This window comes from Vibrio hepatarius (assembly GCF_011806575.1).
Taxonomy (GTDB): Bacteria; Pseudomonadota; Gammaproteobacteria; order Enterobacterales; family Vibrionaceae; genus Vibrio; species Vibrio hepatarius_A.
In genome coordinates this window covers 30,254-43,079 of sequence record NZ_JAATOO010000009.1, presented here as the reverse complement: position 1 = coordinate 43,079, position 12,826 = coordinate 30,254, and the positions used below count along the sequence as shown (strand labels likewise).

Genomic DNA, 12,826 nt, shown 5'->3' with positions numbered 1-12,826 from the left:
AATCTATGAGGTTATGCGCTCTTTTTTATCGCCACCTCTGGCGGTAACTCCGCGACTGGAACTGCAGAGATAAGCTCTTTGGTGTACTCTTCTTGAGGGTTGAAAATCACTTGTTCCACGTCGCCCTGCTCAACGATTTTTCCGTGTTGCAATACCAATACGCGGTCGCAGAAGTACTTCACAGTTGCGATATCGTGCGTGATCAGAATAAACGCCGTACCGTAAGTATTCTGGAACTCAATCAGTAGGTCTAAAACCTGAGAGCGCAAAGATACGTCCAGTGCCGCGGTGGCTTCATCGGCGATTACCACTTTCGGAATCGTCACTAGTGCGCGAGCGATAACGATACGCTGGCGCTGACCACCAGAGAATGCGTGCGGGTAACGGCTTGAAAACTCTGGTGGCAACCCGACCCACTTCATGATGTTACGCACGCGTTCTTCACGCGCTTTTTTGTTCATCTCTGTGCGCAGTTTGATTAGCGGCTCTTCAATGATATCGAATACCGTCATACGCGGGTTAAGCGAAGACCACGGGTCTTGGAAGATCAAACGCAGATCCGCAAAAAGTGGGTCGCGTTTTTGGCGTTTGTAGTCTGAAAGCTCAATATCTGTCTTAGTTTTCAAATCGACATATTGGATGCTACCGGAACTTGCCGGTGACATGCCCAGAATCGCGCGTCCCAAGGTACTTTTACCTGAACCAGACTCACCCACGATACCCAACGACTCCCCCGGATAAAGAATCAGGTTTGCGTCGTCTACCGCAGTCATAAACTGCTTTTTCTGGAACATCTTCGCTGGCTTCTCGAACACTTTCGATACGCTTTGAAGGTTAAGAATCGGGCTAGCGACTCCTTGCGCGGATAAATCAAACGGGACTTTCACCGCAGAAGGTTTTTCTAGCGCGCGAGTCGCTTCCATCAGTTTACAAGTGTATGGGTGTTGTGGGTTTTCGAAGATCTGTCTGACCTCGCCACACTCTACCAATACGCCTTTCTCCATTACCGCAACACGGTCGGATATTTGCGCAACCACACCTAAGTCGTGAGTAATGAACAGAATCGCCATACCAAACTGACGTTGTAAATCCGCAAACAGGTCAAGAATTTCTGCCTGCGTGGTAACGTCAAGCGCCGTTGTTGGTTCATCGGCAATCAAGATGTCTGGGTTCGACGCCACGGCCATCGCGATGACCACACGCTGGCGCTGGCCGCCTGACAACTCAAACGAGTATTTGTTGATCAGCGTTTCCGGCTCGGGCATCTGCACTTGATGAAGTAGCTCTAGTGCACGAGCGTGAGCACCTTCTTTCGTGATGTTTGGGTCAACCAAGCAAAGCACTTCTTTAATCTGGTCACCAACAGTGTGAACCGGGCTCAGCGCCGCCATTGGCTCTTGCGATACCAAAGAGATATTAAAGCAGCGCATGTAACGCATTTCTTTGCTGCGTGGATCAATCTGAGCAATATCGATGATCTGTCCAGACTCGTCTTCGTAGAGGATCTCACCTGAATCGATACGGCCCGGCTTATCCAGTAGCTGCATGATGGCAGACGACGTGACCGATTTACCTGAACCCGATTCACCAATCACAGATAGAGTCTCACCACGGAACAGTTCAAAGCTCACGCCTTTGACTGCGTGAAAATGTTCCGTGCTGGTCGGGAAGCTCACGTTAAGATCTTTAACCTGTAAAATACGTTTTTTCATTATTTCGCTCCTTGGTCATGGTATGGGTCGCAAGCATCACGCAAACCATCACCAACAAAGTTCATTGCTAAGATAACCACAACTACCGCTACTGCAGGGATAAGTAACCAAGACGCTTCCGCTAGTGCGCGGATGTTTTGCGCTTCTTGCAGTAGTACACCCCAGCTTACCATTGGCGCTTGTAAACCAAGGCCTAGGAAACTTAGCGCTGTTTCACCCAAGATCATTGCCGGAATCGCTAATGTTACCACCGCGATGATGTGACTAAGGAAGTTAGGCACCATGTAACGGCGGATGATTTCAAACGGTGTATTACCATCTAGCCACGCTGCGGCAACGTATTCTTCGCTGCGTAATGACATAAAGCGGCTTCGTACAACACGCGCCATATCTGGCCAGGAAACCAAACCAAGAATAATGGTGATCAGGAAGTATTTCGTCAGCGAACTCCACTCCGCCGGCAAGGACGCAGACAATGCCATCCATAGCGGTAGGGTTGGAATCGACTTCATGAATTCGATACTACGCTGAATGAAGTTATCGATCGCACCACCAAAGTAACCTGAGATACCACCGATCACGATACCAAGCACGAACGTGGTGAATACCCCCATCAAACCAACGGAAAGCGAGATTCGAGCGCCGTAAATTAGACGCGAGAGCATGTCTCGACCCATACGGTCAGAACCAAGGATAAAGAACGGCTGCTTTGGATTATCCGGTGTGATGAACTTGCGGTTCATTGGGATAAAGCCAAGTAATTGGTAAGTCTCTGTCTTGCCAAAGAACGAGAAGTACACTTTCTTGCTTTCATCCAACGTGTAATGACGTTTTAACGTACGTGGGTCCGTCTTGCTCTTGTAAAAGTCCAAGTGTGGTGCCCAACGCCAGCCGTCATCCGTTGATTCGATAAAGCTGACCGCCTGAGGTGGCGCATATGTGTAACGACGCCAGTTGTCACTTGGGTCAAACGGTGCGAAGAACTCAGCAAAGATGGCGACAAAGTAGATGAGCGCCAAGAACCACATGCTGTACCAAGCCAGTTTATGCTGGCGCATCTTAAGACCGATCAATTGCCACTGGGTTGCAGTGCTCAGATCCAGTTGTTTTTTCTTGCGGCCGAATACTCGACCAAATAAATTCAATGTTGAAGCGGTCATGACTTAAAACTCCTTCGCTACGCCTACTCGAACTCGTGGGTCAACCCAGTAGAGCAGCAGGTCTGAAATCAACGTACCGATGATGGTGAGAATGGACATAATCAGCAGAACATCGCCCGCTACATACATGTCTTGTGCGCGCAGTGCTGATAGCATCAGTGGACCAAGTGTAGGAATGTTCATTACTTGGCTAACAATGATGTCTGCTCCAAGCAGAGCTGGAAGCATCCAACCGATCGTCGAGACGATTGGCAAGATAGCGATACGCACTGGGTACTTCATGATAAGTTTTGCTTCAGTCTGACCTTTCGCGCGGGCTGTCTTAACGTAGGGCTTTTTCAGCTCATCAAGTAAGTTAGCGCGCATGATACGAATAATGCCAGCCAGACCTGCCGTACCCACCACTACAATGTAAATCCAGCTACGAGATGCGGCGTCAAGGAACTTCGCCCAAGACATTGGCTGGTCAAGAAACTCTTCTGAATACAGACCAGAGACAACAGTATCGAAGCTGTAGTAACCGATAAGTAGCGCCAAGATTGCGATAACGAAGTTAGGTGTCGCCATACCAATAAAGCCAAAAATCGTTGCAACGTAGTCACCCCAAGAGTACTGACGTAGCGCAGAATACATGCCGATCGGAATTGCGATAAGGAATTGGAATAGGAATACAGCGCCTGCTAATGCAACGGTAGGCCAGATACGTGGTTCGATGGTTTCCCATACTGGTTGGTTGTTGGTAAGAGAGATGCCTAGGTCGCCTGTCATTAGGCCTAACATCCAATCAGCGTAACGAACTAATAGTGGCTTATCTAAGCCGTACATTTCACGCAAGGTATAGATCATCTGAGGGTCAACGGTTTGTCCCATTGATTGAAGCTCAGCAATTTTCGATGAAGCGAAGTCACCGGGCGGTAAATCTATCACCGCAAAAATAACAATAGATACGGCGAAAACTGTCACCAAAATGGATAACAACCGCTTACCTATAAACAGAAAAAAACTGCTCATGTTTGTTCCTTAATTCCAGTCCTGTTGAGGAATAGTCAATCATAGAAATTTGAGAGCGTGAGTACGGAACTCTGCTAGCGCTCATCTGTAATGAAACAGATTTAATAACCACGCTCCCTATTCATTATTATTAGAACGCACCATTATTTATTTTTAAAACGCTTTTTCATTTTTGTGTGTACACGATCGTTTAGAAAGATACAATTCGTGATCAAGCCCATACTATTTGTACTAGATATTCACAAATTACATGTTTAAGCCAAGGTAAAATTGAGCTGGGAAAGCAGGGAATGAGAACCGATGTTCATGTGCCTAGAGTTGTACATATTAAGGCAGAGTCGAAAGCCGAATAATCCACTTACACCCTATCGATTTTAAGTAAGCAACGATGTTTCAACCGGTATCTAAGGACGATATTTCAATAGAATATGGAAGATTTTAATGACAAAAAAAAGCCCCGCTGAATCAGCGGGGCTTAGTCTTAAAGAATCAGATTATTGTTGTTTCCACAACTGGCCCATACGCATTGGTCCCGGTGTTGGGAACGTCCACGACTGTGGCATGTTCTCAGGCACGTTCTGTAGCTTGTCGTTCACGACGACGCCGACAGGCAGTGACTCAACCGTACCGATGACATAGAAGTTCTCTTTGGCGATATCCATGATCTCTTCCATGTACTTGTACTGTGCTTCTTGTGAAGACGTCGCTTCTAGCTTTTTCCACAAATCAAGCTGCTTCTTAACGTGTGCTGGCGGCTCAACGGCGAACTCACTGTCTGGCTTACTTGCCCATAGGTAGTAACCTAAGCCCCATGTGGATTCTGGACTAAATGGCATGTAGTGACGCGCTTCATCAATGATACCCACACCACCATCACCCACGATTGGAATCATGTCGAAGTCGTTAGTCAAACGCAGGTTCACCACGTGGTTGATTTCTAGGATACGGATATCCAGCATCACACCCACGTCTTTCCATTGGTTTTTAACCAGCTCGAGAGAGTCCGCCAGAACGCCTTTGTCGTTCACTTTAGACATCGCTTCGATACGCAGACGCTCACCGTTTTTCATTAGACGGTAGCCTTCTTTGTCACGCTTATCCAAACCTAGAGAGTCTAAGATCTTGTTCGCTTTGTCTAGGTCGAACTCAGTGTACTGCATTGCCATCTCTTCATCGTAGAATGGCGAGATTTCTAGTGGTGCAGCTTGGTATGGACCTACCGCACCAGAGAATACCGTTTCGCTGATTTCTTCACGGTCAATCGCGTGTGAAAGTGCAATACGGAAATCTTTGTTTTGGAAAAGCTCACGCTTAACTGGATCTTTTGCCGTTTGGTTTAGTGCAATTGCCAGCTCTGTACTACGAGTGCTTGGACGGAACTCGTAAGTGTAGCCGCTCTTCTTCTCGTTTTCGATCAGTAGTGAACGGTAGTTTGGCTTACCGATATGACGATGTTGGTAATCTGCCTCACCGTTCGCCGCGCGAAGTACCATTTCTTCTTGGTCTTCGCTGTAACGCCAGCGAACAGAATCTAGGTAAGGAAGCTGATTACCTTCTGTATCAACCTGCCAGTAGTAAGGGTTGCGCTCAAACTCAGCAAAACTTGCGTTTGGACCCGGTGGTGTTTTCACTTTCCATGCCGTCATGACAGGGCGATCAACGTTGCTGTAGTGCTCCATAAAGTAATGAGCTTCACACTTCGTTGACGCGTATTGACGCCAAGAATCAAAACCTGCTTCTTTCGCGTTCGCTTCTGCTTTGTCATTAAACTTAGGAATAAACTGAGAGCAGTAGTGTTTCGGGAATGCCGTAAAGCTTTCGCTATCTACCGTCGCAAGGCTACGAATAAACAAGCCATTTGGTTTTGTCAGCGTGATTTTCACCGTGTAAGGGTCAAGCACTTCCGCTTTCGCTGCATCGTGCGTTGGTAGCGCCAGTGGGCGGTTACCTGAGTGCTCTGGGTCGCCGATTACATCATTGATGTAAAACGCGATATCTTCAGCGGTAAACGGCGCACCATCAGACCATTTCACTCCTTTACGCAGTGTAATAGTGAACTCTTTGTTGTCTGGGCTAGCGGTGAAGCCTGTTGCTAGGTTAGGCAATACTTTTGAGTAGTTTACGTCAAAGCTGAACAAGTTGTCGTAAGCGATGGTACGAATACGATGACCGTTATCAACCACTTTGCCGACTAGGTTTAGCGTACCACCGTATTGGCCTACAGATTCAAACGGTTGTACTACCAATGGGTTTTCTGGTAAACGCTCAACCACAGGTGGTAGCTGGCCTGCGTTAACCATGTCTTTAAGCTGAGGCGCTTCATTGTAGGTATCTGCCCAAGCAGATACAGAAACCGAAGCAGCTACTGCAACTGCGACTTTACCGAGTAGAGGTAAGTTATTTTTATAGTTCATCAGTCACTCCCTGATGTGATTCATTATTAAAGGGGATTCTTTTTCCCAGCACACACTTCAACTAACAGATTTGATGTTCCTTGCAGAAACTGCCCTGTTATCACTGGCACGCTGGCATGTGGATAAAGTAAGTTAGTGTTCGGCGCACACGGATAAACGCGTGTTTCTCCAGGTCCGCTGATCAAAATAAGTTCGCTGTATAGATTGTCTGACTCCACTTTCGACTCACGTGGTTCATTATGGCTAAACCATTGATTCCACGTATCAACCGCATATCCTGTCATGACAAAATCCAGTGGTTGGTTGGTGGTAACCTGATTAAGTCGCACCTCTTTGCCGTGGGAAAACCTTTGAGTGGTTTTCACTTCGCATCCAGGAAATGGGCTCCAGACAGAAACCAAGGAATCACCGTGTACGTGAGCTTCTAGATTGCGCGAACGGCTTATCCATTGCTTGGTTTCAGGGTGGCGAAAAGCAAGAATGTTGTCGCCTGCCCAGCCCTGATCGATCCACTGGCTACTTTCAACACATAGACCATGATCCGAGCTGTAAGCAAACTTTGCGTACTTATCATTACAATGGCGTAATTCGGCAGAGCCTTTGCCGTTGGTCAACATGTACACCCCACCACGTCGTATTAACAAATGATTAGCGACTTTGACGGGTTGTTCCATATCAAGTAACGGGGTTAACGACGCCTGCCAAAACGGATGATCATCAGAAAGAGCCAGCGCATTAAAGGCTTTAAGCGCTAACATCGGCGAGGCATACGAAGTATAAAATTCGCTGCTTAACAAATTCGGATAGGCAAAGCCTGGGAGTAGTTGGGCATTGTTGTCCCAAATTGGTTGCTCGCTCCACCAGCCCATAGTTAGTTGCCAGCAGGTTCTGGCGAGTTGAACATCGACATCCGGATGACCAGAACGCGCCAACTCAACCCAAAACGCAGCACCAGCAAAGCGGTAATTTAGCGAGCGCCCATAGCAAAGTGGTTTGCCATCTTGGCTAAACCAGTATTGGTAGCTATTGGAAAACTCAATCGCACGGCGAAGCAGAATCTGACTGAATTCGCTCTGTGAGTTATCCCATCGCGCATAAACCAAAGCATAAAGTTGGAAAGCAAACGGATTGTAATAATCCACTACTCCTGTGAGACCATCTTGGTACAACCCGTTTGCTAAATACATTTCATCAATAAACGCGAGATCCTGTTCAAGCACTTGTTGCTTAATCTCAACGCCTAATAACGATAGCGCTTTCAATATAAGGACTCGAAACCAGCGCCAGTTGTTTGGTGGCAGCTCTAAATCGGTAACCGAATTTAACCAAGCCGCAAGATTGGCGCGCTGCTCGTGACCCAGTGGTTGCCAATAAAGCTCGTTGGCATCAATTAGCGCAACAGCAATCGAAGACATCTCCACCACGCGTTGATCATAGTTGCGCGGAAACTGCCAAAAGTCTGGGTGCGATGGGTTAGTACCGTTGACGATTAATCGGCGTAGCTCATCGTGCTCACTACTGAGTTCATTTCCAGCGGGTACTGCGCCCCACATTAAACGACAAATATGCTCGATACCCGCAACGCTTGCCGTGTAGTGTGCCGCGCTATTAAAGTTTGGCAGGTCTTGCGCTGTTCCACGAACAACCACCATCTGACGCTCTACAATCACTTTTAGCATTTGCAGCGTTTCAGAACGGCTTATGCATCCTTGCACCGTATTTGCCAAACAATTCAAACTTCTTGCCACGGGTTACTCGCTTAACAACAAAACCATCAATGAGGTGAATTAAAACCCATCGAATTTAATTATTGAAACGCTTTTTTATATTTATGATATGAAGATCAAAACTATGTTTCATTTTTTTAGATCAACAGCTACTCAGCTCACAAATTTGAAATCACAACACCAATATAATTAAAACAACGTTTCAATTAAATTTTTTAGAGAATGTCTGAGTCTTGCACTGTTGATCATAGACCAAACTCGTTCAGTTCTGCTGGGTTGTTATGATCGCGTGGTCGCAAGAATGCCAACTGTGGATAAGCTCGCCACTGATACTATACGTTTGACAATGTTTATTGTGCGTCTTCTGTTTGTACGCTCTCGAGAGCTTCGCTGTTTAACGGCAAGATGCCCTCTCACCACGGTGTAATGTGTAGTTCATAGAAAGAGAGCGACAAACGCGACGTTGTGTGGGAAAACGTTAATCTAAAGTCTGAATTGTTAAAGCAACGACTTAGTTTTGGCGCATAAATCGCGCGTAATAAAGCGGTGGTAGTCCACGCTGCAAGCATCGCCCCATTGCTTCAAGATAAGGGCGTAGGTGTGAAAACAACTGATAGTACCCTTCGCACAGGTAGTGCTTGGCTGAGATCGATAGCTCGCCGTTTTCGTCGATTCGCTGCGCAGGACAAGCGCCATGACAAAGCGAACGTTGATCGCATTGCAGACAATGGGTTTGGCTACCAATTGGCTTACGAGTAGAAAACTGTTGTTGGACAGGCGTTTCAATCAAATCCGGATAATCCCGCTGGTTGATATTGCCCACTTTGAATTCTGGATAGACGAAATGGTCGCAGCTATATACATCGCCATTGTGCTCGATGACTAAATTCTCACCGCATTGAGGCGCATGAACACAAATAGATGATGGCATCCCTAAATGCATACCGAGCGCATTATCAAAGTGGCTGACGTACACCTTGCCAATGTCCCCTTTGCGCCATTCCTCAAACACATCAACCATAAACTGACCAAACTGCGCTGGTGATACACTGCGCTCAGAAACACCTTTACCTTTTTCTGGCTCAACAATCGGGATGAACTGAATGAACTTCACCCCGAGTTGTTTCAAGTGTCGATATACCCGCTTGCCATGGTCGCCGTTATGGTTCTGAATCACGGTCAGCACGTTAGTATCAACCTGGTGCTTTTGCAGCATCTGTAGACCTTGAACTACCTGACGATAAGAACCTTTACCGCTACGGGTTTTGCGATAGTGGTCATGCAGTTCTTCATCACCATCAATACTGATGCCAACCAAAAACTTGTGCTGTTTAAGAAATGCCGCCCAATTGTCGTTAATCAACACTCCGTTGGTTTGCAACGTATTGATGATTTCCATTCCCGGACGCGCGTACTTCTGTTGTAGTGCAACGGCTTGGCGAAAAAAGTCCAACCCTCTAAGTGTTGGTTCCCCACCTTGCCAGCCAAACGTCACTTCACGGCAACCAACCGGTTGACTCTCGATGTAGTTTTTTACGTGTGCCTCAAGCGTGGTGTTACCCATGTCAAACTGCTTGGTTTCAGGGTAATAGTCGGTTTTGTCGAGATAGAAACAATACTCACAGTCGAGATTACACAAGGGCCCTATCGGTTTAGATAGAATATGAAACGGACGCTTTGCTTTCACCTTACTGGTGGGAATGATGACTGACACTTTAGAGACGCCTTTTGCTTGATTGACGTATTATTTTAAAACGCCATTTTAATTTATTATCAATCCGTGATCACAAACAACAATTTTAAAACGACGTTTCAATATAATAATATAAATTTTTTACTATTGTGAATCATGAAAAAGCCCAATCTACTCTATGTCTTCCCCGATCAGTTTCGACTGATGTCGTTGGGTATCTGGCAAGATCCTGACTATCGCGACTTTATTCCTGGTGTGGGTGACCCTGTTTACACACCGAACCTTGATGCTTTTATCAAACAATCGACTCTACTCAACAACGCTGTGAGCAACTGCCCAGTTTGTAGCCCACATCGAGGCAGTCTGATGACCGGACAATTCCCGTCTCGCAGTGGCGTACCATTAAACTGCAACTCAGACCGCGTGAACTCCGAGTTACCAGAAACCGCGATTTGCTTTACGGATGCACTTTCCATGGCTGGTTATCACGTTGGTTACATCGGGAAGTGGCATTTGGATGTGCCCACGCCAAACGATCCAGCTAAGCCTGGTCACTATGTAGACCCAAATGTTCCCGCGTGGGATTCGTATACTGAACCACAGCGCCGTCATGGCATCGATTATTGGTATGGTTACGGTACGTTTGATGAGCACAACAATCCGCACTACTACGATACCAACGGTCGTCGTCACGAGCCCAAGGTGTGGTCGGCTGAACATGAAACCGACAAGGCGATTGAGTACCTAAAAAATGAACATGGCGAGCGCGACGAAGACAAACCATTTGCGCTGTTTATCTCGATGAACCCACCGCACAGCCCCTACGACAGCCTTGATGATTGTCGCTTAGAAGATTGGCTGCGTTATAAAGACACACCAGTGGATGAGCTTTTGCAGCGTGACAACGCAGATACAAATCTCGAGAAGGCACATAGCGCGCCTTATTACTTTGCCAATGTGACGGGCACAGACAGTGAGTTTGGGCGTCTAGTCGAGACACTTAAAGCCATCGGCGAATGGGACAATACCGTGGTTGTGTTTACCAGCGATCACGGCGAAACCTTATGTAGCCAAGGCGTAAACGATGCCAAGAACTGCATCTACAACGAAGCATTCTCGGTACCTTTTATCGTCAAAACGACTCAGAACAATCAAGCTAAACAAAACCCAGCGTTCCTTAGCAGCGCCGACATTATGCCAACTATTTTAGGCACGATGGGACTGGATTCACTCTGTCCAAGAGGGATTCACGGTCGAAACTTGGCCTCGGCCTTCCAAACTGATATTGGCATTGAGTTACCGAAAAGTGCCCTGTACATCAAGAACATTGATGGGAAACGCGACCAAGATAATAAAGTCGCAGACTACTTCCCTGTCAGTCGTGGAATTAAAACCAAACGCTACTCATTGGCATTAGAAATCGACGATAACGCCAACCTAAGCTGCATATTGTTTTTCGACAATAGCCACGATCCGTATCAACTACACAATCTTTCATTCACCCCAAGCGCACCGTTAGAGCGCAGTTTATTGGCCGCTTTAGCAGAAGAGCTGGTGCGGACCAATGACCCGTGGGCGACAGAGCAAGTGCTTGCGGAGCTATTGCCGTACCAACTATTTACCAATCAAGGATAACGAATGAGTGACACTAAGCACCCAAATATCATCATCATCTACGCTGACGACTTAGGTTTTGGCGACGTTAGCTGCTATGGCGCCAACGACATTCCAACACCAAACCTAGACAAACTGGCGGAAGAAGGCCTTAAATTCAACCAAGGTTATGCGACGGCGGCGACGTGTACGCCTTCGCGTTATAGTCTGTTGACTGGCTCTTACCCGTGGCGCAACCCAGACGCAGCGGTACTGCCGGGCGACGCCCCTCAGATCATTGGTATTCGCGACAGCACCATGCCCAAAATGCTGCAAAAAGTGGGCTACCGAACGGGTATTGTGGGTAAATGGCACCTGGGTCTTGGGGACGGTGAACTCGATTTCAATCGAGAAATTCAAGGCACACCTAACGATGTCGGCTTCGACGACTCGTACATCATGGCGGCGACCAATGATCGCGTACCTTGTGTTTACATCGACAATCGCCATGTTGATAACCTTGATCCTTCAGACCCGATTGAAGTGACTTACGATTGGGACAAAGCGTTTGCTGACGTACCAACAGGTCGCCACAATCCAGAACTTTTGGATGTGATGTACGATCATGGTCACGACGGCACCATCATCAATGGCGTCAGCCGTATCGGTCATATGCGCGGTGGTCAGTCTGCGATCTGGGATGATGAAACGATGGGTGAAGTCTTTGCTGACAAAGCGATTGAGTTTATCGAGCGGAATCAAGACGAGCCATTTTTCCTATATTACGCTCTACACCAACCCCATGTACCACGCATCCCAAACCCTCGATTTAGAGGAGCGACCCCTCATGGTGTGCGCGGTGATGTGATCGTCGAGATGGACTGGTGTATCGGTAAGGTACTAGACAGATTGGAATCCTTAGGCCTGAAAGACAACACCTTAGTGATTTTCTCCAGTGACAACGGTCCGGTCTTGAACGACGGTTATAAAGATCAAGCGGTTGAGTTCAACGGTGATCACCGCATGGCTGGACCTCTGCGTGGCGGTAAATACAGCTTGTTTGAAGGCGGAACCCGAGTACCATTTATTGTCCGCTGGCCTGCACAAATCCAACCGGGCGAAACGGACGCATTATTTAATCAAGTCGACTTGTATCATTCGTTCGCGCAAATGGTGAATCAACCACTTGAGTCAGCAGAAGCGCCAGATAGCCAAGCGTTGATTGATACTTTGACTGGCCGAGATCAGGTTGGTAGAGACTCAATGGTGCTAGAAGGGATGCAGTACAAAAAAGTCTTCCGTGACCAGCGCTACGCTTACATTCCACCACACGATGACGATTTTGTTTGCCAATACACGGGCAATGAGAAAGGCAACTTGTCTAAACCGCAACTGTTCGATTTGTATGATGATGTTGGTCAGGTAGTGAACTTAGCAGAGCAAATGCCAGAGAAAGTGGCTGAGCTAGAAGAGAAGCTGCAAGATGTGATTAAGAGCAAGCAAACTCGCTAATCTG

Annotated in this window: 8 protein-coding genes; 2 read left to right on the top strand and 6 right to left on the bottom strand. The window is 47.2% G+C overall.

Annotation, left to right across the window (positions count from 1 at the left end; genetic code table 11):
• Positions 1-11 precede the first annotated feature (11 nt).
• From HCZ42_RS08955 to HCZ42_RS08930, 6 genes are all read right to left on the bottom strand, one after another.
• Entirely contained in the window at positions 12-1,712 is a 1,701-nt protein-coding gene (locus HCZ42_RS08955) for a dipeptide ABC transporter ATP-binding protein (RefSeq protein WP_167420372.1), read from the bottom strand.
• Positions 1,712-2,872, bottom strand: coding sequence for an ABC transporter permease (locus HCZ42_RS08950; RefSeq protein WP_167420371.1), 1,161 nt, complete (start codon positions 2,870-2,872; stop codon positions 1,712-1,714). The genes HCZ42_RS08955 and HCZ42_RS08950 overlap by 1 nt, the downstream gene beginning before the upstream one ends.
• A 3-nt stretch (positions 2,873-2,875) precedes the next feature.
• Positions 2,876-3,883: an ABC transporter permease gene (locus tag HCZ42_RS08945; protein WP_167420370.1), complete on the bottom strand. Its 1,008-nt coding sequence runs from the start codon at positions 3,881-3,883 to the stop codon at positions 2,876-2,878.
• A gap of 494 nt (positions 3,884-4,377) precedes the next feature.
• Positions 4,378-6,297: an ABC transporter substrate-binding protein gene (locus tag HCZ42_RS08940; protein ID WP_167420369.1), complete on the bottom strand. Its 1,920-nt coding sequence runs from the start codon at positions 6,295-6,297 to the stop codon at positions 4,378-4,380.
• Between the two features lie 26 nt (positions 6,298-6,323).
• Positions 6,324-8,045, bottom strand: a complete 1,722-nt coding sequence (locus HCZ42_RS08935) for a DUF2264 domain-containing protein (protein WP_368484181.1) — start codon at positions 8,043-8,045, stop codon at positions 6,324-6,326.
• A 490-nt stretch (positions 8,046-8,535) separates the two neighbouring features.
• Positions 8,536-9,738, bottom strand: coding sequence for an anaerobic sulfatase maturase (locus tag HCZ42_RS08930; protein ID WP_167420368.1), 1,203 nt, complete (start codon positions 9,736-9,738; stop codon positions 8,536-8,538).
• Positions 9,739-9,873: 135 nt separating this feature from the next.
• Between HCZ42_RS08930 and HCZ42_RS08925 the strand changes: the two genes are divergently transcribed.
• Complete coding sequence (locus HCZ42_RS08925) at positions 9,874-11,352, top strand: sulfatase family protein (protein WP_167420367.1); 1,479 nt, start codon at positions 9,874-9,876, stop codon at positions 11,350-11,352.
• Between the two features lie 3 nt (positions 11,353-11,355).
• The gene (locus HCZ42_RS08920; protein ID WP_167420366.1) at positions 11,356-12,822 is read left to right on the top strand and encodes a sulfatase family protein; all 1,467 of its coding nucleotides are present in this window, start codon (positions 11,356-11,358) and stop codon (positions 12,820-12,822) included.
• Positions 12,823-12,826 lie beyond the last annotated feature (4 nt).